Source organism: Kitasatospora sp. UYEF31 (genome assembly GCF_057291755.1).
In genome coordinates this window covers 77,143-103,493 of record NZ_JBXAWK010000018.1, presented here as the reverse complement: position 1 = coordinate 103,493, position 26,351 = coordinate 77,143, and the positions used below count along the sequence as shown (strand labels likewise).

24 protein-coding genes are annotated in these 26,351 nt (G+C 67.3%); 11 read left to right on the top strand and 13 right to left on the bottom strand.

Annotated features, from left to right (window positions below; all coding sequences use genetic code 11):
* Positions 1-278: 278 nt before the first annotated feature.
* Entirely contained in the window at positions 279-899 is a 621-nt protein-coding gene (locus tag AC0Z36_RS11940; protein ID WP_485462776.1) for an arabinofuranosyltransferase, read from the bottom strand.
* A 110-nt stretch (positions 900-1,009) separates the two neighbouring features.
* Positions 1,010-2,476, bottom strand: coding sequence for an aminopeptidase P family protein (locus tag AC0Z36_RS11935; RefSeq protein ID WP_485462775.1), 1,467 nt, complete (start codon positions 2,474-2,476; stop codon positions 1,010-1,012).
* 297 nt (positions 2,477-2,773) lie between these two features.
* On the opposite strand from AC0Z36_RS11935, the gene AC0Z36_RS11930 reads away from it, so the two are divergent.
* The 7 genes from AC0Z36_RS11930 to AC0Z36_RS11900 all read left to right on the top strand — a co-directional run bounded on the left by AC0Z36_RS11930 (position 2,774) and on the right by AC0Z36_RS11900 (position 10,462).
* Positions 2,774-3,841 (top strand): Zn-dependent alcohol dehydrogenase, encoded by a 1,068-nt coding sequence (locus AC0Z36_RS11930; protein ID WP_485462774.1) that lies wholly within the window; start codon positions 2,774-2,776, stop codon positions 3,839-3,841.
* A gap of 302 nt (positions 3,842-4,143) precedes the next feature.
* A complete protein-coding gene (locus tag AC0Z36_RS11925) occupies positions 4,144-4,806 on the top strand; it encodes a class I SAM-dependent methyltransferase (RefSeq protein WP_485462773.1) in 663 nt (220 codons plus the stop codon).
* A 52-nt stretch (positions 4,807-4,858) separates the two neighbouring features.
* Positions 4,859-5,461, top strand: coding sequence for a dTDP-4-dehydrorhamnose 3,5-epimerase (gene rfbC, locus AC0Z36_RS11920; RefSeq protein WP_485462772.1), 603 nt, complete (start codon positions 4,859-4,861; stop codon positions 5,459-5,461).
* Positions 5,462-5,503: 42 nt separating this feature from the next.
* Positions 5,504-6,568: a glucose-1-phosphate thymidylyltransferase gene (locus AC0Z36_RS11915; protein WP_485462771.1), complete on the top strand. Its 1,065-nt coding sequence runs from the start codon at positions 5,504-5,506 to the stop codon at positions 6,566-6,568.
* A 146-nt stretch (positions 6,569-6,714) separates the two neighbouring features.
* Positions 6,715-7,698 carry a dTDP-glucose 4,6-dehydratase gene (gene rfbB / locus AC0Z36_RS11910; protein ID WP_485462770.1) on the top strand — a complete coding sequence of 328 codons (984 nt, stop codon included), beginning with the start codon at positions 6,715-6,717 and terminating at the stop codon, positions 7,696-7,698.
* Positions 7,695-8,585 carry a dTDP-4-dehydrorhamnose reductase gene (gene rfbD / locus AC0Z36_RS11905; protein ID WP_485462769.1) on the top strand — a complete coding sequence of 297 codons (891 nt, stop codon included), beginning with the start codon at positions 7,695-7,697 and terminating at the stop codon, positions 8,583-8,585. Before rfbB ends, rfbD begins: the two co-directional genes overlap by 4 nt.
* 113 nt (positions 8,586-8,698) lie before the next feature.
* On the top strand, positions 8,699-10,462 hold the full coding sequence (locus AC0Z36_RS11900) for a hypothetical protein (protein ID WP_485462768.1): 1,764 nt from the start codon (positions 8,699-8,701) through the stop codon (positions 10,460-10,462).
* A gap of 63 nt (positions 10,463-10,525) precedes the next feature.
* Here the strand turns inward: AC0Z36_RS11900 and AC0Z36_RS11895 are convergent, their stop codons facing one another.
* The 6 genes from AC0Z36_RS11895 to AC0Z36_RS11870 all read right to left on the bottom strand — a co-directional run bounded on the left by AC0Z36_RS11895 (position 10,526) and on the right by AC0Z36_RS11870 (position 14,971).
* Positions 10,526-10,651: a hypothetical protein gene (locus tag AC0Z36_RS11895; protein ID WP_485462767.1), complete on the bottom strand. Its 126-nt coding sequence runs from the start codon at positions 10,649-10,651 to the stop codon at positions 10,526-10,528.
* 40 nt (positions 10,652-10,691) lie between these two features.
* Positions 10,692-11,750: a lysylphosphatidylglycerol synthase domain-containing protein gene (locus tag AC0Z36_RS11890; protein WP_485462766.1), complete on the bottom strand. Its 1,059-nt coding sequence runs from the start codon at positions 11,748-11,750 to the stop codon at positions 10,692-10,694.
* A 37-nt stretch (positions 11,751-11,787) separates the two neighbouring features.
* On the bottom strand, positions 11,788-12,750 hold the full coding sequence (locus AC0Z36_RS11885; protein ID WP_485462765.1) for a glycosyltransferase family 2 protein: 963 nt from the start codon (positions 12,748-12,750) through the stop codon (positions 11,788-11,790).
* Between the two features lie 7 nt (positions 12,751-12,757).
* Positions 12,758-13,147: a DUF2304 family protein gene (locus AC0Z36_RS11880; protein ID WP_485462764.1), complete on the bottom strand. Its 390-nt coding sequence runs from the start codon at positions 13,145-13,147 to the stop codon at positions 12,758-12,760.
* Positions 13,148-13,153: 6 nt separating this feature from the next.
* Positions 13,154-13,840: a glycosyltransferase family 2 protein gene (locus AC0Z36_RS11875; protein WP_485462763.1), complete on the bottom strand. Its 687-nt coding sequence runs from the start codon at positions 13,838-13,840 to the stop codon at positions 13,154-13,156.
* A 156-nt stretch (positions 13,841-13,996) separates the two neighbouring features.
* Positions 13,997-14,971: a class I SAM-dependent methyltransferase gene (locus AC0Z36_RS11870; RefSeq protein ID WP_485462762.1), complete on the bottom strand. Its 975-nt coding sequence runs from the start codon at positions 14,969-14,971 to the stop codon at positions 13,997-13,999.
* Between the two features lie 695 nt (positions 14,972-15,666).
* Here AC0Z36_RS11870 and AC0Z36_RS11865 point away from each other — a divergent pair.
* The 3 genes from AC0Z36_RS11865 (at position 15,667) to AC0Z36_RS11855 (ending at position 18,094) form a co-directional block, all read left to right on the top strand.
* Positions 15,667-16,041 carry a VOC family protein gene (locus AC0Z36_RS11865; RefSeq protein WP_485462761.1) on the top strand — a complete coding sequence of 125 codons (375 nt, stop codon included), beginning with the start codon at positions 15,667-15,669 and terminating at the stop codon, positions 16,039-16,041.
* Between the two features lie 377 nt (positions 16,042-16,418).
* Positions 16,419-17,708, top strand: a complete 1,290-nt coding sequence (locus AC0Z36_RS11860) for a hypothetical protein (RefSeq protein WP_485462760.1) — start codon at positions 16,419-16,421, stop codon at positions 17,706-17,708.
* Positions 17,705-18,094, top strand: coding sequence for a hypothetical protein (locus AC0Z36_RS11855; protein WP_485462759.1), 390 nt, complete (start codon positions 17,705-17,707; stop codon positions 18,092-18,094). The genes AC0Z36_RS11860 and AC0Z36_RS11855 overlap by 4 nt, the downstream gene beginning before the upstream one ends.
* A gap of 66 nt (positions 18,095-18,160) precedes the next feature.
* On the opposite strand, the gene AC0Z36_RS11850 is transcribed toward AC0Z36_RS11855, so the two are convergent.
* The 3 genes from AC0Z36_RS11850 to AC0Z36_RS11840 all read right to left on the bottom strand — a co-directional run bounded on the left by AC0Z36_RS11850 (position 18,161) and on the right by AC0Z36_RS11840 (position 23,105).
* Positions 18,161-19,036: an enoyl-CoA hydratase/isomerase family protein gene (locus AC0Z36_RS11850; protein ID WP_485462758.1), complete on the bottom strand. Its 876-nt coding sequence runs from the start codon at positions 19,034-19,036 to the stop codon at positions 18,161-18,163.
* Positions 19,037-19,140: 104 nt separating this feature from the next.
* Positions 19,141-21,339 carry an acetate--CoA ligase family protein gene (locus AC0Z36_RS11845; RefSeq protein ID WP_485462757.1) on the bottom strand — a complete coding sequence of 733 codons (2,199 nt, stop codon included), beginning with the start codon at positions 21,337-21,339 and terminating at the stop codon, positions 19,141-19,143.
* Positions 21,340-21,539: 200 nt separating this feature from the next.
* Positions 21,540-23,105, bottom strand: coding sequence for a class I adenylate-forming enzyme family protein (locus AC0Z36_RS11840; protein ID WP_485462756.1), 1,566 nt, complete (start codon positions 23,103-23,105; stop codon positions 21,540-21,542).
* Between the two features lie 303 nt (positions 23,106-23,408).
* Between AC0Z36_RS11840 and AC0Z36_RS11835 the strand changes: the two genes are divergently transcribed.
* Positions 23,409-24,509, top strand: a complete 1,101-nt coding sequence (locus AC0Z36_RS11835; RefSeq protein ID WP_485462755.1) for an acyl-CoA dehydrogenase family protein — start codon at positions 23,409-23,411, stop codon at positions 24,507-24,509.
* A gap of 194 nt (positions 24,510-24,703) precedes the next feature.
* Here the strand turns inward: AC0Z36_RS11835 and AC0Z36_RS11830 are convergent, their stop codons facing one another.
* Together AC0Z36_RS11830 and AC0Z36_RS11825 are read right to left on the bottom strand one after the other, a co-directional pair.
* Positions 24,704-25,351, bottom strand: coding sequence for a TetR/AcrR family transcriptional regulator (locus tag AC0Z36_RS11830; RefSeq protein WP_485462754.1), 648 nt, complete (start codon positions 25,349-25,351; stop codon positions 24,704-24,706).
* Between the two features lie 4 nt (positions 25,352-25,355).
* Positions 25,356-26,150 (bottom strand): SDR family oxidoreductase, encoded by a 795-nt coding sequence (locus AC0Z36_RS11825; RefSeq protein ID WP_485462753.1) that lies wholly within the window; start codon positions 26,148-26,150, stop codon positions 25,356-25,358.
* Between the last annotated feature and the right edge of the window lie 201 nt (positions 26,151-26,351).

Below are 26,351 nucleotides of genomic sequence, written 5' to 3'. Positions count from 1 at the left end.
AAGCACGGCATCGATCCGCTGACCGCCCTACGTGACCTCTTCGCCGGGCGGCCGTGGATGCTGCCCACGGCCAGCTGAGACCCCTAAATAGTTACCCAGGGATGCGGACAATTCCCCAGGGCGTGGAAGGTCAGCGCGGACACCGGTGGCAGCAGACTCACCAGAAGCCAGGCGTAGGGTTCGTTGACCCCGGGCGAAGACCCAGCCAGGCCGGCCAGGGTGGTGGCCAGAGTCAGAAGCGCGGCGGTGCGCCGGTTGACGACGGAGGTCCAAAGGGTCTAGGTGAGCGCGGCGGCTACGCCAACCGTGGTGATCGCGAACGGCTTGTACGCCGCCCAGCCCGGCAGGCCGATGATGTTGGCGAGCCGCCCGCCTAGCCAGAACCAGCCTGGTGGGTACAAGGTCGGGAGGTCCGCGTAGTTCATGTCGGACAGCGAAGTCGTCGACGTCATCCGGGTGAAGAACTGCATCCGGAATCCGCCGTCGCCGTCCAGCCCTTGGTGGAACCAGCGGGTGCCGTGCAGCGGGAGCGCCAGAACCAGGGTGGGCAGGGCGGAAGAGGTCGCCCAGACGACTACTTCGGACCCGAACCGCCACGGCCGGCCGTGCACCATGAGCGCGGCCACGATCAGCAGGAGGACCAGCGACCCCAGCGTGACCAATTCCGCGGTCACGTTCGACGGTTCGGGGATCTCAGTCCTCTGGATTCCGAGCTGAGCCGCCACGCTGGTAGCGGAGGCGACTGCTGTCGCCGCTCCCATCCGGGCCAGGAGGAGGCCGGGACGTGCGGAGAGCAGGCATTCGCGGGTTTCTTCCCCCGGTAGGGGTGGAGGGTCTCCGGTGGCGCTCCGGGCCGGGGCTTCCCAGCCGAGGTTCGCGAGGAAGATTGTGAGAGTCACTGCGGGCCAACGAATCAGCGGGGTCCCTGGTTACTCCCGTAGCGTTCTTTCAAAGGGGCTCCCTGACATGTCAGGGAGCCCCTTTGTGCGCTGGAAAACAGCCCTCGACCTCAGCCCTTGAGCCGGGCCATCCACGCCTCGACCTCGGTGGACGTGGTGGGCAGGCCGTCCGACATCACGCGGTTGCCGTCTGCCGTGACCAGGACGTCGTCCTCGATGCGAACGCCGGTGCCGCGGAGCTCGGCGGGCACCGTCAGGTCGTCGGGCTGGAAGTACAGACCGGGCTCGACGGTGAGGACCATGCCGGCCTCCAGGTCGCCCGCGGCGTAGGTTTCGGTGCGGGCCTGCGCGCAGTCGTGCACGTCCAGGCCGAGCATGTGGCCGGTGCCGTGCAGCGTGTAGCGGCGCTGGAGCCCGAGCTCCAGGACCTTCTCCACGGGACCTTCGAGGATGCCCCACTCGACCAGGCCCTCAGCCAGCGTGTGCTGGGCGGCGTCGTGGAACGCCGTGAACGGGTTCCCCGGCCGCACTGCCGCGATGCCCGCCTGCTGGGCCTTCCAGACCAGGTCGTAGACCTTGCGCTGGACATCGGTGAACTGCCCGGAGACCGGGAGTGTGCGGGTGACGTCGGCGGTGTAGAGGGAGTGCGTCTCGACACCGGCGTCCATCAGCAACAGGTCGCCGTCCTTGACCTTGCCGTCGTTGCGCATCCAGTGCAGCGTGCAGGCATGCGGTCCGGACGCGGCGATGGTGCCGTAGCCGACGTCGTTGCCCTCGACGCGGGCGCGCAGGAAGAACACGCCTTCGACGTAGCGCTCGGACGTGGCCTTCGCCTTGTCCAGGGTCTCCACGACGTCCTCGAAGCCGCGGACGGTCGAGTCGACCGCCTTCTGGAGCTCGCCGATCTCCCACTCGTCCTTCACCAGACGGAGTTCGTCAAGTACGGAACGCAGCTCCTCGTCATGGTGTTCGTCGGTGGCGAGTGCCGCGTCCAGGTCCGGGGCGTGGCTGCGGAGCAGTCGGGTGTGCGCGGGTTTGGCCGCGGTCAGCTCCTCGACCAGCTTGTGGACGTCGCGGCAGGGGACGCCGTACAGCTGCTCGGCCTCGGTGAGGCTGTTGCGGCGGCCGGTCCACAGCTCCCCGTAGCCGCTGAGCCAGAACTCGCCGTTCTCCCGGCTGGAGCGCGGGACGAGGTACAGCGCGGCGTCGTGGCCGCCCCCGGCGCGTGGTTCGAGGACCAGGACGCCCATCTCCGACTGGTCACCGGTGAGGTACACGTATCCGGTGGACGGTCGGAAGGGGTACTCGGTGTCGTTGGACCGGGTCTTGAGCGCGCCCGCCGGGACGACCAGCCGCTCGCCCGGGAAGCGCGCGGACAGTGCGGCGCGGCGCTTGGCCGCGTACGGGGACTGCTCCGCGGGTTCGAGGTCGCGCCGCTCGGTGTCGGCCCAGCCCGTCTTCATGAAGGTGTCGAGGTCCGCGGAGACGCCCTTCGGGTAGAGCCCGTTGCGCCGGCCGGAGTGGGCGACCTTCTCCTCGGTCGGTTCCTGCTGCTGTTCCGGTGTCTGCTCGGCCACGGGTTCTCCGCCTCCTTGGATACTCAAGTCTTGGGCCGGTTTGCGACCCCATTCATCGTATGTCCCTCGACTGCGGCTGTGGACTGGTGTGCGAGGACAGGAGCGGAGTGGTGGGTGCGGGCAGGACTGGGCCAGCGTGGGGGGATGTCGTTCCGAGCGCTTGTTACCGTCAAGTAATGAGACAGGTCCCACAAGTGACTGACTCTTCGTCAGATGCCGATTAGAGTCACGCGCGGTACGCAACAAAGCGTGCTGGGGGCGGTGTTCCCCGCGGGGTGGTGTGACTGAGGAGGATCTGTGAAGGGCGTTGTCTTCGACGGTAAAGAAGCTCAGGTCGTCAGTGACCTGGAGGTTCGTGACCCGGGTCCCGATGAGGTCCTGGTGAAGATCGGCGCCGCAGGTCTGTGCCACAGCGACATCAGTGTCCTCAACGGCACCATCCCTTTCCCGCCGCCGGTGGCCCTGGGCCACGAGGGCGCGGGAGTGGTCGAAGCGGTCGGCGACCTGATCAAGCACGTCAAGCCCGGTGACCACGTCGCGCTCTCGACGCTGGCCTCCTGTGGGTCCTGCCGCGAGTGCGACCGCGGCCGTCCCACCATGTGCCGCAACAGCTTCGGCCAGCTCAACCAGCCGTTCACCCGCAACGGTGAGCCGGTCTACAACTTCGCCGGCCTCTCGGTCTTCGCCGAGAAGATCGTGGTCAAAGGCGTCCAGGCGGTGAAGATCTCCAAGGAGATCCCGCTGGCCTCCGCCGCATTGATCGGCTGTGGCGTGCTCACCGGCGTCGGTGCGGTCCTGAACCGCGCCAAGGTGCAGCCGGGCGACACCGTCGCGGTGATCGGCACCGGCGGCATCGGCCTCAACGTGATCCAGGGCGCACGCCTCGCCGGTGCCACGCGGATCATCGCGATCGACACCAACCCGGACAAGGAGGCGGTGGCCCGCGAGTTCGGCGCCACCGACTTCATCAACGCCCGTGAGGTCGAGAACACAGTCGGGACCGTCCAGAAGATGACCCGCGGCGGCGTCGACCACGCCTTCGAGTGCGTGGGCCACCCCAAGGTCACCGAGGACGCCATCGCGATGCTCGGCTGGTCCGGCCAGTGCGTCATCCTCGGCATGCCCAAGGGGACCGACACGGTGTCCTTCGCCCCCGCGTCGTTCTTCCTCGACAAGTCGATCCTGGGCTGCCGCTACGGCTCGTCGCGCCCGCAGTACGACATCGCCCGCTACGCGGACCTCTATCAGCGGGGCGCGCTGAAGCTCGACGAGCTGGTGACCAAGACGTACGCGCTGGAGGACTTCCACCAGGCGGTTGAGGACGCCGAGGCGGGCAAGGTCGCGCGCGGGGTGTTCGTGTTCTGAGTCTGCTGAAGTCTGATGAACCGCCGCGGTGGTGGTTGAGAGTGCGCACAGGTGTGGGCCGTTCCGGAGTTCTCGGGGCGGCTCACACCTTTTCTGTCGGTGGGCTGGTGCGCGGGCGGGCCGAGGTGGTCTGGGGCGGGGCCCGTCACGTCGCGATGTGCTGTACGTGACAATCCAGGACTTCGCTCCCGCGCCACTCCGGTCGTCACTCGAATGACTGTTGTTTCCTGCATCCGATTCAGTGACACCGTGGATCTGCCGATGCTCCGACGGTTGGCATCGCCGGAAGATGGGAAGCTGTCATGGGTCTCGGAAGCACAGTCCGCAAGCGCCTCGGTCGCTGGGAGGTGCCAGCCGCCGAGCTGTACCGGGCGGCATTCGTGGACTTGGACCAGTTGGTCGCGTCGTTCTCAGATATCGGTCCCGTGCGGCGGATCCTGGAGATCGGCTGTGGCGAAGGGGCCGTCGCCGACCGACTGGTCACAGCCTTCCCCGAGGCCGACTACCTCGGCATCGACCTCTGCCCGGAGCCGGGGCGGTTGTACCAAGGGGATCGCGGCAGGGCGGAGTTCCGGCCGATCCTTTCCGGCCAGTTGGTTTCGGAAGAGCCCGAACCGTTTGACCTCGTCCTTGTGGCCGACGTCCTCCACCACGTGCCGCTCGCCGCCAGGCCCGCTCTGTTGCGGGACGCGGCGAAACTGACCGCCCCGGCGGGGACGTTCATCCTCAAGGACTGGGATCGCGCCATGGGCATCCCACACATGATGTGTTATCTGTCGGACCGTTACCTGTCCGGCGACCGCACGGTCGCGTTTGCCAACGCGGCGGAACTCGAACTCCTCCTCTCGACGGAGATGCACGGATTCGAGCAAGTCGACTTCCAGCACGTCGGGCCGTGGCGGAACAACTTGCTCTTCGTCCTGCGCCGACCGGCAGTGGAGGCGCGACTCCCCGTGGGGCTGTGAAGGGAATTGCCCATTCTCGAATTACCGCAGGATACCCCGAAGGGGTTTTGGCATGGATGTACGTGAACTCTCAATTCAGGGTGCCTGGGCGTTTACCCCGCGCCCGTTCCGCGATGACCGTGGAGTTTTCCTGGAGTGGTACAAAGCGGAAAGCGTCGAAGCGGCAGTCGGCCACCCGTTGTTGCTCGCGCAGGCCAACCACAGTGTCTCGAAGCGGGGTGTGCTGCGCGGGATCCATTTCGCCGACGTCCCGCCGGGGCAGGCCAAGTACGTCTACTGCCCGTCCGGGGCGGTCCTCGATGTAGTCGTCGACCTCCGGACGGGGTCGCCGACCTTCGGCCGCTGGGAGTCCGTGCTACTGGACGACGTGGACCGGCGGGGCGTCTATCTGGCAGAGGGGCTGGGGCACGCCTTCCTGGCACTCACCGAGGGGGCGGTTGTGACCTACCTGTGCTCGTCGTCGTACGCGCCGGCGCGGGAGCACGGGATCCATCCGTTGGATGCGGATCTCGCCATCTCCTGGCCGAGGGATTCCGACTGGAATCTTTCCGAGAAGGACGTGCAGGCGCCGACATTGGCCGAGGCTCTGCGGACTGGGATTCTTCCCGAATTCGCCGAGTGCAGCAAATATTATAAAAATGCCGTCCCGGTCTGACGGATTTCTTCCCGGCCCCGAGTATCGCTACCGTGACGGCCCATGAAAGCCCTTGTACTGGCCGGTGGATCAGGAACGCGGCTGCGGCCGATCACCCACACCTCAGCGAAGCAGCTCATCCCCGTCGCGAACAAACCCGTCCTGTTCTACGGGCTGGAGGCGATCCGGGACGCCGGAATCAAGGAGGTCGGGATCGTCGTCGGCGACACCGCGGCCGAGGTGCGGGCGGCGGTGGGCGACGGTTCGGAGTTCGGCCTCGACGTCACCTACATCCCGCAGACCGCGCCGCTGGGGCTGGCCCACGCGGTGCTGATCGCGGAGGACTACCTCGGTGACGCGCCGTTTGTGATGTACCTCGGCGACAATTTCCTGCTCGGCGGCATCAACAGTTTCGTGGACGAGTTCCGCTCCGGCGGCGCGGACGCCTCGATCCTGTTGACCAGGGTCGCCGACCCCCGGCAGTTCGGTGTCGCCGAACTGGACGCGCGGGGCCGGGTGGTGGCCCTCGTGGAGAAGCCGGCGGTGCCCCGCAGCGACCTGGCACTGGTGGGCGTCTACCTCTTCAGCCCGCTGATCCACGACGCAGTACGGGCGATCACCCCCAGCGCGCGGGGTGAGCTGGAGATCACCGAGGCGATCCAGTACCTGATCGACCACAAGCGGACAGTCGTCCCGCACCTGGTGTCGGGCTACTGGAAGGACACCGGGCGGGCCGAGGACCTCCTGGAGTGCAACCGGAAGGTGCTGGAGACCTTCGAAGCGGATGTGCGCGGATCAGTCGACGCGGAGAGCCGGATCGTCGGCCGGGTCGTGGTCGAAGCGGGGGCCTCGATCATCCGGTCCGTGGTGCGCGGACCAGTGATCATCGGCGCGGGGACGACCGTGGTGGACTCTTACATCGGTCCGTACACCTCGGTGCACCACGACTGCCGGATCGAGAACACCGAGATCGAGCACTCGATCATCCTCGCGTCCGCGGAGATCAGCGGAGTCCTGCGCATCGAGGACTCACTGATCGGCCGCAGCGCTTCGGTGAGCGCCGCCGAGGAGCGGCCCAAGGCCCACCGGCTGATGATCGGCGACCACAGCCGCGTTTCCGTCGCCTGACGGAACCGCTGACGGAACCGCTGACGGAACCGCTGACGGAACCCCTGGCGGAACCCCTGACAGGACCACTGACAGGACCACTGGCGGGGCGGCTGATGGAACGGCCGACGAAACATCTGACGGAAAATCAGAAGAGCGGAAGCATCATGCGTTTGCTGGTAACCGGTGGCGCCGGATTCATCGGCAGCCACTTCGTCCGCAGTTGCCTCGGATCGGCGTACCCGGACCTGGGCGGCGTCGAGGTGACCTGCTTCGACAAGCTGACCTACGCGGGGAACCCCGCCAACCTCACAATGGTCGAGGGCGATCCGCGGTACTCCTTCGTCCATGGGGACATCGCCGACGGCGACCTTCTTGAGCAGGTCCTCCCGGGGCATGACGCCGTGGTGAACTTCGCGGCCGAAAGCCACGTGGACCGGTCGATCGACAGTGCAGCCCCGTTCATCGCCACCAATGTCGCGGGCACCCAGACCCTGCTCGAAGCAGCGTTGAAGTGCGGGGTGCCGCGGTTCGTGCAGGTCTCGACGGACGAGGTGTACGGATCGATCGCTTCGGGCTCCTGGACCGAGACCCAGCCCCTGGCACCCAACTCCCCTTACGCGGCGTCGAAGGCGGGCGGCGACCTCATCGCGCTGTCCTACGCCCGGACGTACGGCATGAACGTCAGCGTCACCCGCTGCACGAACAACTACGGGCCCCACCAGTTCCCGGAGAAGGTCGTGCCGCTCTTTGTGACCAACCTCCTCGACGGGTTGTCGGTCCCGCTGTACGGGGACGGCTTGAACGTCCGCGACTGGCTGCACGTCGACGACCACTGCCGGGGGATCGCGCTCGTCCTGGCCAAGGGCGCGGCCGACGAGGTGTACCACATCTCCGGCGGGCGGGAGCTGAGCAACCGGGATCTGACGGCCCTTCTCATCGAGGCCTGTGGGGCCGACTGGGGCTCCGTGGTCGCAGTCGGGGACCGCAAGGGGCACGACCGCCGATACAGCCTGGCGGACACGAAACTGCGCGCGATGGGCTACGCCCCCCGTACGGACTTCGAGACCGGCATCGCCGAAACAGTGCGCTGGTACCGCGAGAACCGCACGTGGTGGGAGCCGCTGAAGAACCGGCTGGTGACGGCGTGACCGGCAGCTACGCGGCGCTGGTGACGGGGGCCCGGGGGCAGCTCGGGCAGGAACTGGCCGGGCTGCTCGCCCGGGACCCCGGCTGCGCCTCAGTCACCGCGTACGGACGTGACCGCCTGGACATCACCGACGCCGGACAGACGGCAAAAGTGGTCGGGGAGTGTGCGGACCGGGCCGACGGCCGACGCCTGGTCGTCTTCAATACGGCCGCGTACACCGCCGTGGACGCGGCGGAGACCGAGGGCGCGGCGGCCCACGCCGGCAACGCACTCGGGCCCCTGCACCTCGCCGACGCGTGTGCCGAACACGGCGGAACGCTGGTCCACATTTCCACGGACTACGTCTTCGCGGGGGATGCGACGGTGCCCTACCCGACGGACGCGCCGACGGAGCCGCGGACCGTGTACGGGAAGACCAAAGCCGAAGGCGAAGCCAGTGTGCGGCAAATCCTCCCGGAGGATTCCTATGTCGTACGTACGGCCTGGGTGTACGGGGCGCACGGCGGCAACTTCGTCAAAACCATGATCCGGCTCGCCGCCGGGCGCGACACCGTCGACGTGGTGGACGACCAGTGGGGCCAGCCGACCTGGACCGGAGACCTGGCCCGCGGCCTGGCGGACATTGCTTCGACAGCTCCCGCCCCCGGCGTCTACCACTGCGTCAACCAAGGGTCGGCGAGCTGGTACGACCTGGCCCGCGCGGTCTTCGACGGCATCGGAGCGGACCCGGGCCGGGTCAGGGCGGTCGGCAGTACGGCGTTTCCCCGGCCCGCGCCGCGTCCCCGGTTCAGCGTGCTCGACACCGCGCAGTGGACCACTGCGGGGCTGCGGCCGATGCCGCCGTGGCGGCACGGTCTGCAACGGGCCCTGCTGGAGATCCGCGGGTGAGTCAGGCCAGCCCCGGAGCGAAGTGGAACCGTACCTGGCAGGCAGTCGAGAACGTTGTGCGTGACGGCTCCGGTGCCCTCCGGAAGCTTGCCCCACTGAGGTAAGGAATCTCTGTGCTGTCGACTACCGAGCCGCTGGCGGAGCTTGTCGATCATCATGCCCCGGCTCCGGTCGCTCTGACCCCGGTCATTCCGGAACCGGGCGAGCCGATGACAAGCCGGCTGCCCCGTTGGGGGATCGCCGCGGAAGTGGTCGTCGCAACGAGTGTCGCACTGCTGTCGACAGCCTGGAGCAGCACGATCGAGGTCGATCCACTGGACCGGATCGGACAGGTCAGCGCGCTCGCCCAACTCCAACTCCGCTACTCCGTACCGGCTCTGGCCCTCATCGGCGTACTGATCCTCGCGTATTACCGCTTCGGCCGGACCCCTGCGGGGGAGGGCCGGTTCGACCTGGCTGTCCAGCTTTGCTGCGCAGCCTTGGCGGGTTTGTTCGGAGCCTTCGTCGCGGGCGGGGTCGTGACAGCCCTACTCGGCACTCCGTGGCCGCTCAACGGTACTGGCGGCGATGTCGGCACACTCTCCTGGTGGGCGCACGACCTGATGGAGGGAAAGCCCAGCCCCGCGCCGCTGTATCCGCCGATGATTCCGCATCTGCTGGGTTTCTGGGCGCAGTACGTGCGCGACGGGAACACCGTGTACGCGTACAAGGACTTGCAGATCGGGCTGACCGCCCTGGCCGGTCCCGCCGTCTATCTCGCCTGGCGGGTGCATTTCCGTCCCCTGTGGGCACTGCTTGTCGGCGTTGTCGCCGCAGTCCCGCTGATTGAGCCCTACAAGCCCTACCCGGGGTTGCTGCTCGCAGTCTTCATCCCCGCTGTGATCCGGGGTGTCGCAGTGCTGCGCCAGGCGGGGGAGCTCCGACTGCGTGCTGTTGTACTGCGAGGTGCAGCCCTCGGAGCGCTGCTCGGGCTCCTCTTCCTGACGTATTCGGGCTGGTTCCTGTGGTCGGCTCCCGGAGTGCTGGCAGCCTGCCTGGTCTTCCTGCCATGGCGGACGGCGATGCGCAGAGGGCTGCTTCTGCTGGGGTGCGCTGTGACGGCCTTCCTCCTTGTGGCCGGCTCATATCTGGCGGACATGCTGGCGTCAGCCGGTACGGTCGACGCCTACTTCTACTTCGACGTCTGTGCCGATCCCGCGTATTTCACGATGTGGCGCTCAGGGTTGCCGGGAGTGACCGGCCCCTGGCCGCCGTCGGGTGAACTCGGCGGAGTCGATCTGTTCACCTTCCTGCTCCTTTTGGGGGTCGGCGCGGCGGTCGCCTTCGGTTTCGGCCGTACCGAGGTTGCGGTGGTGGCATTGTGCATCGGCGGCGCCTGGCTACTGCGCTTCTACTACGCATCCGTCATGTACGACGACAAAGCGGTGCAGTTGTACCCGAGGACTTCGTACGAACTGCTCTACGGCTGCCTGCTGCTGTGTGGGTTCGCGGTCTTCCTGTGGTGGCGTCGAAGCGGGCCGGATGCGGCGGGCGGCCGCCGGGCCGTCGCGATCGGTGGCTTTGTCGTTGCGGCCTTCTTCTTCGCTCTTGTGGGCTCGTCCAGCGCCGGGAAAGGGATGCCGGATAACCGGAAGCCGGCCTCGACGGGCAGTCTGGCGTATAACGCGCATTCGCTGCGGAGCGCCGAAGGCAGATGTCCGCGGTACGCCCCGGGCGGGAATTGCGGCGGCGATGTCGTGTTGCCCTGGTCGGCGGAGGCGGAGAACGTCCGAAATATTGAGATGGCACTCACCCCCGCCGAAAAGGAGGACCCCATGGCGTACTGCAACTCGGGGGTCAGCCGCGGTGCGGAATATGGTGATCCGCCGGAGAAGTGAAACCAGCGCAGCGGTTTCAAACGGTGGGTACAGCAAGCTGCCGCTAGGAATTAATCCAACTTCTCATCCGTAGACGTGGACCACGGCGGGGCTGGGGCCGATGCCGCCGCGGCGGACGTACGGCGGGTAGGTTTCGAGCAGCCCAACGGCCTCCGGCTCGGTGATGTGCTCCAGAGCATGTGCGCACACGAGGGAATCTAAAGTGGTTTTGCGGCCCTGCCGTGGTCGGTCATCCGTTCTCAAGCATTTCCGCATGCGGATGGGAGTTGCTGCTCAGAGGTCGCGGAGGGGCGGCCGCAGGCATCTTGACCCGCCCCGGACGGATCAGCAGCGCGGCGATTCCGGCCAGTGCGACATCCGACAGCGTGAACAGAACCCGTGAGGCGACGGAGTAGCTGATGGCCTGCTCCGTCGTGATCGCGGTGCCCAGGATGCCGACGATGCCGAACTCCCGGGCGCCGAGGCCCGAAGGGAGCAGGAAGATGACAAGACCCGCGGTCATACCGAGAGTCACAGCGCACGTGCACAACAGGATCGAAGGCGCCGCCGTGCTGAGTGAAGCGTTGGCGAGGAACCACAGGTGCAGACCGTAGAACAGACATGAGAGAACGATCAGGGCCGGTGCGGTGAGTAGGGGACGCCAGCCCAGGCGGCCGACGACCACCGGTCTCCTCGCCAGCCGCAGCAGTCCGGAGACCACACAAGGCAGGATCCGCGGGGAGACGCCGACCGCGAGGAGGGCGCAGGCGCCGAGCGGGCCCGCCCACGAAAGTGTCTCGCTGTGGGGGAAGAGCAATGGCGACGCAGCCAGCGCGAAGGCACCTGTGACGAGCAGGCCGAGGCACAGGTGAAGGACGAGTGCGACAGTCAGACGCTCCCTGGAAATGCCTTGGCGGCGGCCGAGTTCTACCTGGAACAGATAGGCCCAGACCGAACCCGGGATGTACTTCCCGATCTGGCCCGCCAGCTGAATGGATGTCACGAGCTTGCGGTCCACGGGATCGCCGAGCCCGTCGACGAGGACGGCCCAAGCCGCCGCGGTGCCGGTGGTCGCCAGCGCGGCGCAGGCGAGACTGGCGGTGAGTCTCGCCGGGGACAGCGCAGCCCAGGTTTTCGTAGCCGCACCCCACTGACCGGCCAGTGTGTAGCCGACCGCGACGACGGCGATGACGAGCAGAACCCTTCGAGCCCAGCGGACGGCAGGGCGTCCCGGCGGCGGGGACGCAGCCTCCGGGGGGTCCGGCGTATCCGCCGGCGCCGTGGGATCCAGGGGAATCGGCAGTGTCACATCTCTCCGTACGGCCGGGGGTCTTCCCCGTGAAGGATCAAGGGCACGGCAGGCCGGACCGCTCGCGTGGAGCCGACTTGCCGGGAGCCGGTGGTGCAATGGCGAAGGTGTGGTTGAGGAGGGTACGGACCACTCCCTTCCCCGGGGCCCTGACCGCTTGCGGGACCAGCGACAGCGCGTGGAGCCGGGATGTGAAGTGCGTCCGGGACGCCCGGACGGCGCGCGGCCATCCGTCGGCGGCGAGTTGTTCGGCAGTCTCGTGGAAGAAGCGCTGTTCTTCCGCGAACCTGCCGCCGGCCAGGGACTTCGACGAGGATTCGCTGAGAGCGTGCCGACGGTACTGGAAGCAGACGGTGGGCTCGACGACCAGGGACTCCCCCCGCCGGATCAGTTCGATGATCAGTGCCAGATCGAGGCAGATCTGGAGATCCTCCCGGAAGCCCACCTCGCGCAGGAGGTCGGAGCGCCAGCAAATGGAGGGGAAGTAGAGCCAGTTGCCGTTGAGGAGACTGGTGGCCAGGGCCTCGCCCCGCTGCGTCGGCCCGTCCGCTTTCACCCTGCGCTCGGCGAGGCTCCGTTTCATCCGGTCGACGACACCGACCGCCGGGGTTCCGGAAGCGTCGATGACCTGGACGCCAGGCTGGACCATCGCGGCCTCGGGATGCGCGGCGCAGGCTTTGAGGACCGTTTCCACAAAGTTCGGAAGCAGTACGTCGTCGCAGCCCATGATGACGGCCCGTTCGTGGACGACGAGATCCGCGCAGCGCTGGAAGTTGGCGATCAGGCCGAGGTTCCTGCTGTTGCGCAGGTAGCTGACCCGGTCATCCCCCAACTGGGAGAACCAGTGGGGGACTTCCTCCAGCGGGCTGTCGTCCACGACGGTCAGCTGCCATTGGTCCGATGTCTGGTTCAGCACGCTGCGCACGGCGGTGTACAGGAACTCCGGATCCCCGTAGAAGGGGATCATGATGTCCAGTCGCGGTTCGGGCACTTCGGACACGGAATCCTCAATCCTCGTTCTGTGACGGTCGCGGTCCCGTTCCTACGCGCATTTCCGGCGAGGACAGGGCGTCCCGGAGGGAGATGCTCCGGGCGAGGTCGGTGAGCTTCCGCTCAAGGGCCCGGAAGTGGAGATAGGTGTTGAAGGCCGCGAAGACGAAGCCGATGATCAGCAGGTAGAGCAGCAGGTCGGTGCCGCGGCCCACGCCCAGCCTGTTCGCCATCCAGGAGATCTCCTGGGGTTGCAGGACGGCGTAGCAGCTGATGAGGAGGAAGGTGACGAATCCGACGCGTTTCCAGGCCCGGTTGCCTACCTGATGCCAACTGCGCACGAAGATCACAAGCAGGACGAGGGCGGCGCCGATCAGAGCGGACTGGATCGGGAACTGGGTCGACATGGCGCATCAACTCCGCTGTCGGATGGAGAGGTCGAAGATGATGTTGATCCCGTTGATCAGAGACTGCCCCTTGTTGCGGGAGTAGTCCGTGTAGAGGACCGTCACGGGGACCTCCTTGACCCGGAGCCTGGACGAGGCGAGGAAGGAGACGATCTCGGAGGCGTGGGCCATGCCGTTCATCGTGATGCGGATCCGGGCGGCGGTGTCCTTGCTGAACAGCCGCAACCCGTTGTGCGCGTCAGTGAGGCCGAGCCGCCGGGATGTAGGGCTCGTCAGTGCGATCGCACGGAGCACGAACCTTTTAAGCAGCGGCACTTCGCCACTGCCGGGATTGAGGAAGCGCGAGCCCAGCACGACGTCCACGCCCTGCGTGCGGGCTGTGTCGACCATGTGGCGGGCGTCCTCAACCCGGTGCTGGCCGTCCGCGTCGAAAGTGAGGATCCAGCGCACGGCGGGCTGGGACAGGGCGTAGGTCAGACCTGTCTGGAGCGCGGCGCCCTGCCCCAGGTTGACCGGGTGCCGAATCAGGTGCGCCGCGGTATTGAAGATGCAGGTGGCGGAATCGTCAGTGCTTCCGTCGTCGACGCACACGACGTTGGGGAAGACCGTACGAAGGTCGTCGATGACGCCACCGATGACTTGGTCTTCGTTGTAAACGGGGATGACGACCCACACGTCACTGTAGTCAGACAAAAGGCCCTCCGGCGGATTCACGGGTTGTATCCGACCGTCCATATGCGGAATACACAGGTGGTAACGACCTGTGCAGAAATGGGGTGCGGTCTCGTGTACACCTGTGAAAATATTCATTTAGGCTGAGGCCTTGATCCGCCGGAAGATCCCAGTCTGTTAGCGCTTGACGGCCTTGAGGGCCTGGCGGACACCCTTGGTGATGATCGGCGGCAGCACGGCCAGGACCGCCCGGCGCGGCGCGCTGCGCGGGGCGGGGCGGGGCGGCGCGGGCTTGGCTGCCGCTGCGGCGGCCTGTTTGCGGGCCGCGAGTTCCGCCGCCTGTTCAGCTTCCTGCTCTGCCGCCAGTTCAGCCGCCTTGTCGGCCTCGTCGGCCTCGTCGGCGAAACGCGAACGGGGGAAGAGTGCCTGGGGGAGGTCGGTAGTCCAGAACCGCCACAGGTCCGCGCCGACCACGGTCTCCACAGCCGACTGGATCTCCGGACTGCCCAGGCCGACGGCCAGTTCCTGCTGGAGCGGGGCGGGGTTGTCCCAGGTCGCGTACATCTTCATCGATGTGACGCAGATCGGCCGGAGGCCGTGGTTGACCACGGCCTCCCAGGTGGCCGCGGCGACGCCGGGAGTGTGCTCGGACCGGTAGTCGTCGAGGACGACGATCCCACCCGGGGCCATCAGCCCGCGGGCCGCGGCGATATCGCCGGAAACATGTTCGTAGAGGTGTGAAGCGTCGATGTGGATGAACCGGCAACTGCCTTTGTCTACTTCGTCGGCGATCGTCGACGTCGGAGCCTGGACGATCTTCGGCAGCTCGTCGTGGAAGGCCAGGTAGTTCTGTTCGAACCCGACCCGGGTGAGATTCGCGTATGACTCGCGCATCTCCTTGGCATTCGCTTCATCCGGGATCGGGCCGTCGAAGAGATCACACACGGTGAACTTCTGCTCAGCTCTGAGGTGGGTCCCGAGGAGAACGGCGCTCTTCCCCATGAACACGCCCATCTCCAGCAGATCGCCTGCGGTGTCCAGGCGCTCCTGGCGGGTCAGGAACCAGTTGAAGAGCAGTTGGTCGAGCGGGTCGAACCAGCCCTGGATGTCGTTGAGGGTGCGGGGACGCAATCCGGTGTCGAGCATGGTCATTTTGTGGGACTCCCAGTTCTCGTTCTCTCGCGGTCTTCGGTGGTGGATCTGTGGAGCTCTAGCGGTTCCGGCTCTTCGGACGGTCAACCTCGCACCGCAACTGGGGCGCGCAGAGTCCACCCAGAAGGAGAACTGGTGTGGGCCGCCTTGGTTACTCCATTTGGCGAACCGGGTGAACCACGCCGCCGCTGTGACACCCCTTCAACAACGATGCGGCAGGTGCCAGGCGGCGGGGAAGAGAAGTCGGGCCCCGGTTGGCCGGATGCTCCCACGTGGACCGTGCCACGGGTGACTGAATCATCAGATCGACGGCGAATCGATTTGGCGACCGGGTATTTCGCAACGCAGTGCTCCATCGGTAATCCATTGGCATCCCCGTTCACGCATCGGTCCCCCCGCGCGCTCGTGCTGGTCTCGATACCTCGCACGCTAGGCCGAGGGGACCGGTGCGCGTCTGGCGATCACACCAGCAAGATCGCTACAGAGTTCTGACTAGCCCTCCTGGGCGGCTTCGACGACTTGCCGGTGAACCTCCGAGTGAAGATCCACCTTCTCCGACCGGCGGGCTGGTAAGCCGGCGGCGCCGTTCTGCGAGGAGAGCCCGACGGATCCGGTACGTACCTGACAACGGGTGTCAGGAACTCCGGGGACAGTGCGCAGCGGTGTGGAAGAACACCCCGATGAAGGAGATGGAAATGGCTACGGAGATCCGACTCGCAGGTGTGATGCTCGACGGCCCCCGTCCCGGCGAACTGGTCGACTTCTACCACCAGTTGACAGGCTGGGAGATCTGCGCTCGGGAGGAGGAGTACGCCGGGCTCACCATGCCCAACGGACTGATGCTGGGCTTCCAGCGGGCCGAAGAGCACGTCGCGCCGCGCTGGCCCGACCCCGCCGCGCCGCAGCAGTTCCACCTCGACTTCTACGCCGCCGACATCGCGGCGACGGAGAAGAAGATGCTCGCGCTGGGCGCGACCAAGCCGGAGCACCAGCCCGGTGGCGAGCGCTGGACGGTCCTGGCGGACCCGGCCGGGCACCCGTTCTGCCTGTGTGTGGAGTCGACGGATTGATCTTGCCTCTCAGGGGATGACCTGGCTGGGCCATCCGGGTGGGATGCGTCGGTTCCTGGAACCGGGCGCACCGGGAGTGACAAAAGCGTCGTTAGGACGTACGCATGCCGGAGAGGTCCGGGCTGTGTACGTCCTCATGGCATTTTTGCTGCGGGTCCGGGGTAGCCGGTGGTCCCCTACGGCTGACGTCCGTGTCATCCGACAGGCTGGAATTTCACATGCTGGACAAGCTGATCGTGCGCTCGCGGAGCACCGGCGATCCGGACACGGAATCTCCACCGCGCGCGGACAGCCCGGAAACAGCGCCCGGATCGGATGCGTCTGAATTGCGCACACCGGGCTCAAACGCGTCTGAATCGAGCGGGTCTGGGCCGAAGGTGGATTCGTCGACTGCGACACGGCTTTCCGGCCTGGCGGCAGTCATCTCCGGAACCGTCCTCATCGGCTGGCACGCCTGGCTCTACGGCCGGTGGATCATCGACGACGCGGCGATCACCTTCACCTACGCCCGCAACATCGCCGACGGCTACGGACCCGTCTTCCAGCCGGGTGCCGACCCGGTGGAGGGCTACTTCAACCCGCTGTGGACCGGGCTGTTCGTGTTTGGGAAGTGGTGTGGTCTGTTCGACCGCGGCGCGGTGTTCGGCATCCCGGACTACGTTCTGTTCCCCAAGGTGCTCGCGCTGCTTTGCTGTGCGGGCATCCTGATGTGCTGTCAGGCGGCCGCGGCAGTGCTGATCCCCCGTCACAGCTGGCTGGTGACTGCGGCTGCCGGACTCCTGCTCGCTTTGATCCCGTCCTTTGTCATCTGGAGTTTCTCCGGACTGGAGAACCCCCTCTACGCCCTGTTCGCGGTGGCGCTGGCGACGGTGCTCGTCCGGGCGCTGGCCGCTGGCAGGGAAAGCGCGCCGACCACTGCGGTCCTGTGCGGATCACTGGCCCTCGGAGCGGCTCTGACCCGCCCCGACGGCGCGCTCTTCGCGGCGGCCCACCCCGTGATCGTCCTCCTGCTGCTGCGCCGGGATGAGTTCCGCCGCTCGGTATCGGCCATCGCCGTGTCCTGCGCCGCGTTTCTGCTCCCGTACACCGGCTTCCTCGCGTGGCGCGTCATCGAATTCGGCCGTTGGGTTCCGAACACCGCGATCGCAAAGGCGCAGGGCAGCCCCGACCTGATCACCTTCGCCAAGGTCGGCGACCTCGTCACCTACACGGGCTGGCCGATCGTCGCCGTGTTGCTCCTGGCCGTCAGCGTCTGTCTGGCGACACCCGGCCGGTTCCGGCGGCCGCTCCTCGGGATCGTCGTCCCGCTGGCCCTCGCGGTCTGTGCCTTCGGGATTCTGGACCAGGACTGGATGATGCAGTACAGGTTCGCCACCCCGGTCTGGGCGCTCGGTGCCTTCGCGTGCGCGGTCTGTCTGGTAGAACTCGTCCGCCGCGCTCAGGCCCGGTCCCGGGTGTTCATCATTCTGTCCGTCTGCTCGGCGCTGTTGGTGACCGTGGCCGCGGCCGACGTCAGCATCAAGCAGTTCAGCGCGGCACCGACCGTTCCGTTGTGCCGGGTGGTGGACGAGCAGGGGGAGCTGTTCAACGAACTCGCAAGCCACCTGGAGCCTGGCGGCAGCGGCCGGGTCTCCTTCCTGGGCCCTGAATGGGCGGTGTGGGGATGACGAGTGGGCTACAGGTGTACGACCTGGCCGGGCTGGTGGACGCGCCGATCGCCGACATCCGCAGCGGTTTGACGAAGGACGATCCGGTGGCCAACGCCAGGGTGTTCACGCAGCTCCGGGATCACGTCTTCAACGAGGTCAAGCCGACTTTCATGCGGGCGTCCGGACCGTGGGAGACAGGCTTCACCCACGACCCGAGGACCGCTCAGACCTACTACTTGTTCCAGTCGGAATCGAGCGGCGGCGGTAACTACGTCCGCAAGGACGCGGTAACTGATGCTCAGTTGGCGGAGTTCACCAGCATTGCGGAGAAGAGCGCGAGGAAGGTCGGCAAGGCTTCTCCGCTGGCTTCCTGTGGACGGACTCTGAGGCCAGGTCAGTTCTGACCTGACGTCAAGAAACGCGGGCGGCCACTGACCGGTTCCGGTCAGCGGCCGCCCGCAGGTTTTCCATCACCAGCCGTAGTACTCCGGCTTCCGTCGTTCGATCAGCGAGGCGACACCCTCCTGGGCGTCCCGCGTGGTCATGTTGACCTCAACGGCGACGGCCTCGTCTTCAAAGGCGGCCGTACGGGTCGACTCGAACGAACGGTTGACGAGTTGCTTCGTCAGCGAGATGGCGCGCGTCGGTCCTGAAGCCAGCCGCTCGGCCCACTCCCGGGTGACCGCGATCAGCTCGTCGGCAGTCACAACGCGGTTCACGACGCCGATCCGCAGCGCCTCCGCGGCTGGCACGTCATCGCCGAAGAACATCAGTTCCTTGGCCTTCTGCGGTCCCACGAGCTGGGGCAGCAGGTGGATGCTGCCGCCGTCCGGCACCAGGCCGCGGCGGGTGAAGATCTGGATGAACTTGGCGTTGTCCGCGGCGATGACCAGGTCGCAGGCCAGCGCGAGGGACATTCCGTACCCGGCCGTCGTTCCGTTGACCGCGGCGATCACTGGCTTCTCGCAGTCCAGCACCGCGGCTGTCAGCCGCTGTACGCCGCCGCGCATCATCCGGGAGACGAACCCGGCGGGCCGCGCGGGCGGCTTGGGCGCGGAGTCGTCGGCGACCTCTTCGGCGGCGAGCAGCGACGTCGTCCCCGGCGAGGACCGCAGGTCCATGCCAGTGCAGAAGTGCTTGCCCCCGGCGGCGGTCAGTACGACGGCGCGCACGGACTCGTTGGCCGAGGCTTCGCCGAGCAACTGGATCATCGTCTCGCGCTGGGCCCAGGTGATGGCGTTGGACGCCTTGGGCCGGTTGAGGGTGATCCACAGGACGTTGTTCTCGATGCGGTGCAGGAGTTCCGGCTCCGCGGGTTCGACGGATGCCGTCTCGGTGGTGCTCATGGGGTCCTTTCAGCGGGAAGACCCGCGCCGGGCATGTACAAAATGCCGCTCCATGTTCGGCAGTGGGAATTTTGTACATGACCGGAGCGGTAGATTTTTTCGCCCTACTTCGGAATGGCCAGTGCGTCCAGCGCCACCGAGCCCCCGCCCTTCGGCATCACCAACAGCGGGTTGATATCCAGCTCAAGGAGGTCGTCGCCGAGTTCCAGGGCCATCCGCTGGACCTTCATCACCACATCGACCAGTGAGTCGATGTCCGCCGGCGGCTGGCCGCGCAGGCCCTCCAGGCACTTCAGCCCGCGGAGTTCGCCGAGCATCCGCCGGACCTCCCGGGGGCCGAACGGCGGTACGCCGATGGAGATGTCGTCGAAGACCTCGACGAACAGCCCGCCCAGGCCCACCGTCACCGTCGGGCCGAACAACGGGTCGTGGGCGATCCCGACGACCATCTCGACACCCTTCTCCACCTGCTGGCAGACGAGTACGCCCTCCAGCCGGCCGAGTCCGGCGTCCTTCGCGGCTTCGGTTATCTCCCGGTACGCGTCCCGCACCTGGCTGGCCGAGCGCAGACTGAGCTTCACGAGCCCCAGATCGCTCTTGTGCGGCAGCTGGGTGCCGCAGGCCTTCATCACCACGGGGTAGCCGATCAGCCCGGCGGCCCGGACCGCGGCGGCAGCCGAGGTCACCAACTGCTCGCGCGGCACCCGGATCCCGTACGTCTTCAGCAGTTGCTTCGCCGAGTGCTCGGACAGCGGCTTGCCGGCCGTCAGCAGCCGACGCGCCTTGGCGGCCGAGGCCGAGGCGACCAACGGCACCTCGTCGAACGGGTCTTCGTAGCAGTCCCGGAAACGGTGGTAGTCGAAGTACGCGCGCATCGCCTTGACGCAGTTGCCGAACGTACGGAAGACGATCACCCGCGAGGACTTCAACAGGATGTCCCGGTAAGCGGATTCGTCACCCACCGGCGACCCCCACACCACACACACGACCTTGCCGGTCGCCTCGGCGGCGTCCACCAGGTCCTGGGCGAGGCGGTCGCTCATGGGCGGGAACGCGCCGGTGATCGGGCACACGAGCACACCCACCGAGGGGTCGGCGAGGATCGCGTCGATGATCTTCCGGCCGCGTTCGTCACCGGCCGGGTGACCGCCGTTGTCGACCGGGTTGGAGATCGTCAGGTAGCCCGGGATCCACTCCCGCAACTGCTTCTGCGTCTCCTCCGCGAGCGCAGGCAGGGACAGGCCCTCGGCGGCGGCCAGGTCGGCCATGTGCGCGCCGGTTCCGCCGGAGATCGAGTAGACGCAGACGCCGTCGGCCAGCGGGCGCTTCGTCCGGGCGAACATCTGTGATGTGTCGATCAGTTCGTCGAGCCCGTCGACGCGGGTCACGCCGTACTGCCGGAACACCGCCGAGGCCACCCGGTCGCCGCCGGTGAGCTTCCCGGTGTGCGACTGGGCCATCCGCGAACCGGTCTCCGTACGGCCGACTTTCACGACGACCAACGGAACGCCGCGCTGTGCGGCGTAGTCGGCGGCGAGCGCGAACCTGCGGCCGTCCTTGAACCCCTCGACGTAGGCGGCGATCACGCCGACCCCGTCCTGGTCGGCGAAATGCCGGACGAAGTCGGCGACTTCGAGGTCGACCTCGTTGCCGGTCGGCGCCCAGTGCGAGACCTTCACGCCGATCTCCTGCGCGGCGAACACCGGGCGGCCCTGGTGACCGCTCTGGGTGATCAGCGCGATCGACTTGCCGTCCAAGTCGTCGCGGAACTCCTCGAAGGCGTTGAGGTTGGTGTTCGGGCCCAGGAGGCGCAGGTCCGAACCTGAGATGAGCTCGGTCAGGTGCTTCTGGGCCTCGGCCCCGGCCTCGCCCGACTCGGCGAACCCGGCGGCGAAGACGACGGCGTAGCCGACGTGGGCGGCGGCCAACTCGGCCAGCACCTCGGACGGATCGCCGACCAGGACCACGGCCAGGTCGACGGGCTCGGGGAGCGCGGCGACCTCAGGGAAGCAGTCCACCCCGGCGACCTCGGTGCGCTTGGGGTTGACCGGGTAGAAGGTCGCACCGACGCGCCCGGCCCAGGCTGCGAGCTGCGCGGTGATCCGGGTGCCGGGCCGGCCCTCCGTGTCGGTGGCTCCGATGACCGCTAGGTGCCGCGGCCGGAAGAACCGGTCGAGATCGGCAGGGCGTAGGGCCAAGGGCCTGCCGGTCACGTCGAGGGGGATGGGGCCGTCCGCCGGAACCGTCGGTGCTTCGGTACGGGAAGGCCCTGGACACTGGTGTCCCCTGCTGGTGTGAAGCATGTTGTTATCTGCCCGTCCCTCGCTCTTTCTCCCATGGCGCTGCGGCCATGCCTGAGGATCCCTGGGGGTCGGCCGCGCAGGGGTGGGTGCGCTATCGGCCCGATATGGGGCGCTCCGTCGGCCGACTGTGTCGCTGTGGCGTATCGAGGTCGACCGGACCTGTGACTGTGTTCGATCCTGCGTGCCGGTCAGTGATGCGGTCAAGCAGTTGTCGACGGTCCGTCGATAACCTTTGCCGCCGTGTTTGTCGGTGGAGTCGCCGGCGGGGTCGCCGCCTCGTGTGCGGTGAGTGCCCGCCGGTCGACCTTGTCCATCCCCGTCAGGGGAAGTGCGTGGACCGTGCGGAGCGCCTCCGGAAGCTTGTAGGCGGCCAGCCGCGCTGCGGCGAACTCCCGGAGCGCGTCGAGGGTGGGCGGCGGCGAATCCGGTCTGGGCACGACGACGGCGACGCCGATCTCACCCATCACCGGGCTGCTCCTGGCCACCACCGCGACCGCGGCGACCGCCGGATGGTCGAGCAGTACGGCCTCGATCTCCTGCGGGAAGACGTTGTAGCCGCCGCGGATGTACATCTCGGTCAGCCGGCCGGTGATCCGCAGCCGGCCTTCGGGGTCGGTGGAGCCCAGGTCGCCGGTCAGCAGCCAACCGTCGGGGTCCAGCGTTTCGGCGGTGAGCTCAGGATCCCGCCAGTAGCCGGCCATCACAGCCGGGGACCGCAGACAGATCTGTCCGGGCTCTCCCGTACCCAGACGTCTTCCTGACTCAGGGTCACGGATTTCGAGCTCGGTCCCGGGTCGGGGCCGGCCCACCGTGTGCAGCACTTCTTCGTCCGGCGCGTCGAACGCGGTCAGCGTCCCGAGCCCGCCGGACTCAGTGGAGGAGTAGCGGATCGAATAGCCGGCCCCGAACCGCTTCCGGGCCTCCCGGACGACCGGGGCGGGCGACGGCCCGCCGCCGATGATCAGTCCCTGGACGCAGGAGAAGTCGTAGTCGTCGAACTCGGGCCGCCCGAGCAGCAGGGACACCTGGGCGGCGACGCCACCGATGTACGGAATGCCCTCCCGGGCCACCACACGCAGCGCGTCGGCGGCCCGCCAGTGGCCGAGCAGGTGCAGGGTGGCGCCCGACTTCAGGTAGCCGGCCAGTTTGGTCATGAAGCCGACGTGCGGCAGACCGGTGGCGATCAACTGCGGGCCGCCCTGGCCCCAGCGCCCGCCCGTGTCCATGTCGGTGATGGCGGCGATCTGCCGGGAGGTGAACAGCGCGCCCTTCGGGGTGCCGGTCGTGCCGGAGGTGAAGACCACCGTTTCGAGGGCGTCAGGGTCGTACGCGGGGGAGGGGGCGAGGACCTCGTCGCACCGCAGCTCGGCCCACACAGTGCTGGATTCGCGGGACGGGACGCACTGGAGCACGTCGACGTCGCCGGGTATCCCGTCGCTCAGTTCCCCGGTGGCCACCACCAGCTCGGGCGCGGCCTGCTCCAGGATCTTCGTGCGCTCGGCTGGGGTGTAGCGCGGACCGACACCGGTGACGACGGCGCCGAGCCGGGACAGTGCGAGGTAGGCGATGACGTATTCGGGGCCGGACGGCAGGACCAGCGCCACCAGGTCGCCCCGGCGGACTCCCCGCCCGGCGAATCCGGCCGCGACCTGGTCGGCCAGCGAGTCCAAGCCGCCGTAGGTGAATCCGACCGGCCCGTGGACCAGAGCGCGGCGGCCGGAGAACCTGCGGGCGGCCTCGTGGAGTACATCGGCGAGAACAGTCACCCGGGATCCCTCCTTGCGGCCGGACGCCTGTCGGGCGCCACTGTCGTCCTTGACTCCCGCAGCCTAGGCGCGGTTACGCGGATCGGAACATGTGATGAAGGCGATGTTTCCATCGTATGACGATCCGTCAGATAATGGTTCGGAGTGTCTGTCGCCGCGCCCCACCGTGCGAACTGCGTTGCTTAGCAGTCGCGTAGCGCTGTGTGGCCCCACGGTCGCGCACCGTGCTGTTCAGTAGTCAGACGGCGCTGCGTGCCCTGGTGGTGACGGCAGGCTCGCAGCGAAGACGAAGGAGTGCTCCACATGGACACCGGGTTCAGCGAAGAGCAGCAGGAGATCCGCCGGTCGCTGCGCGACGTCCTGGGCAAACGCGCCGACTCACCGGCCGTGCGCGCCGCGATGGAGTCGGACACCGGCTACGACGAAGCCCTGTGGCAGCGGCTGTGCGGACAGACCGGCCTGCCGGGCCTGGCGGTCCCCGAAGAGTACGGCGGCGTCGGCTTCGGCCTCGCCGAACTGGCCGTCGCCTGCGAGGAGATGGGCCGGGCACTCTACCCGTCACCGTTCCTGGCCACGTCCGTCCAGACGGCCACCGCGCTGCTGCACGGAGCCGACGAACAGCTGAAGCAGGAGTTCCTGCCCGGCCTCGCCGCAGGCGCACTCCTGGGCGCGCTCGCGCTCAACGGCCCGGTCACGGCGTCCGGAGCCGGCCGCGTCACGACGCCAGGAGCCGACCCGTACCGCCTCGACGGCACGAAGACCCACGTCGTGGACGGCGTCATCGCCGGCCTGGTCCTCGTGGTGGCGGACCTCGACGGCGCCCCGGCGCTGTTCGCCGCGGCCGGCGACGCCGAAGGTCTCGTCCGGACAAAACTGCCCGTCCTCGACCAGACCCGCAACCAGGCCCGCCTGGAGTTCGCCGCGACACCGGCCCGGCTGGTCCGCGCGGACGCCGGTGACGTGCTCGACAAAGTCCGGGCGGTCACCGAGCTGGCACTGGCCGCCGAATCGGTCGGCGGCGCGGCCAGGTGTCTGGACCTGACCGTCGAGTACGCGAAGGTCCGCGAGCAGTTCGGCCGCCCGATCGGCTCCTTCCAGGCCTACAAACACCGCTGCGCCGACCTCTATGTGGAACTCGAGTCCGCAAAGTCGACGGTGTATTACACGGCCTGGGCGATGGCTGTGAATGACCCTGAAGCCGCCGTACTGGCCCCGGTGGCGATGTCCGTGGCGGTGGCCGCGTACCGGCATATCGCCGAGGAGACGGTCCAACTGCACGGCGGCGTCGGATTCACCTGGGAGCACGATGCGCATCTGTATCTGAAGCGCGCGACAAGTTCCGCTCTCCTGTTCGAAAACCGTACGGCTCAGCGGGAACGGATCGCCGCCTTGGCAGGGATCTGACCGGGACGCGAAAAACGGCGGGGATCTGACCGGGACGCAAAAAAAACAGAGCACTTTGCGTACGCATTCACGTACGCAAAGTGCTCTTGGGTTGGTTTTTACTGCGGGAACTGCGGGAACTGCGGGAACTGCGGGAACTGCTGGGGACTGCGGGGCGCTGCGGGGGTACTGCCGTGCACTGCGGGGAGTGCGATTTACTTCGGGGGCTTCTTGCCGGTGACGCCCCAGTAGACCAGCGCCGTAAGCGCCGGACGTACTTCCTTGATCTTGATCTTGGCGGCCTCGAAGCCCTTCTGGTGGCCGGAGACGGCCGCCAGCATGGCGACGAGCGTGCCCGCCATGGCGTTCGGCGCGACACCGTCCGTGATCTTGGCCTTGGTCTGGAGGTCCTTGATGGCCTCAGCCAGTGAGCCGGTCACGACGGTCAGAATCGACTGGCGGATCTTATGGAACCGCTTGTCGCCTTCCGCGGAGGCCAGATCGACCACCCGGAGAAGGGACTCGTTCTGCCTCCAGAAGGTCAGGAAGCCGTCTACGAGCTCTTCTGCCGCTGCGTAACCTGTCTTGCCGGCCCAGTTCTGACCGTCGACCAGGCCCTTGAGTTTCTGGCCGTCCCTGGCCATATCGCCAGCCATCTCCAGGATCGCCGTCTCGACATCCTGGAAGTACTGGTAGAAGGTCGCCGGAGAGGTCCCCGCCATGCGGGCTACGTCGATGACCTTCACGTCGCGATACGGCGATGTGTCGAGCATTTCCCGCAGGCAGTCCAGCAGTTTCTGGCGCGTTGCCTGCCCTCGTCGTCCGGCAACGCGGCCGTCAACGGTACGGACTTGTCCTGTCATGGCGTCAGTTTACGGGTACGTGATCAGACGCGCCTTTCGAGGCACGCAGAAAAGCGGGCATTTCCCCTCCGCCGTGCATCAGGAGTTCTGCTCCACTTACGTAACGTGACAGGTGGGAGGTCAGATAGAGGCAGCAGTCGGCCACATCCGAGGGGTCCGCCATCCGGCCCAGCGGGATGGTTTCCGCGACCGCCGCCACTCCGTTTTCGTCCCCGTAGTGGAGGCCGGCCTGCTCGGTGAGGACCAGTCCGACGACGACCGAGTTGAGGCGCACCTTCGGTGCCCACTCCACCGCCAGCGAGCGCGTCAGGGAGTTCAACCCCGCTTTGGCCGCTCCGTACGCGGCGGTGCCCGGGGAGGGGCGGACGGAGCTGACGCTGGAGATGTTGATGATGGATCCGCCGTCGGCCTGGTCCTGCATCACCCGGTTGGCGGCCTGGGAGAAATTCAGCGGACCGAGCAGGTTCAGCTCGATGATCGCCTTGGAGAAGCGCGGCGAGACGGTCGCGGCGTCGGCTTCGGGGGCCCCGCCGGCGTTGTTGACCAGGATGTCGAGCCGCCCGAAGCGCGCCATCGTGAATTCGACGGCCGCAGTCGCCGCGTCCGGGTCGCGGACGTCCGCGGGGGTGAAGACAGCGGTGCGTCCGCCCGCCGAGGGGAGTGACTCCGGCTCGGTGCGGGAGCACACGACCACGTCGGCCCCAGCGGCCAGGAAGGCTTCGGAGATCCCCCGGCCGATGCCTTTGCCGCCGCCGGTGACCAGGGCGACCTTGCCGGTCATGTCGAGTGGGTCGGTCATCTCTCAAGCCTCCGCGGGGTGTCGTCAGCGCCACGTGGGCGTTGTCTGGCGTGCCCCGCGTGCGTGCAACTATGGTGGCAGAAATCTGACGCTTAGTCAGATTGAGTGGATGGGATCACACGGGGCGACTCGTGCCCCACCAGCCACTCGGCTGCTGTTGATTCGCACACGCTGAAATCGCACCGCAAACCTGTACCCACT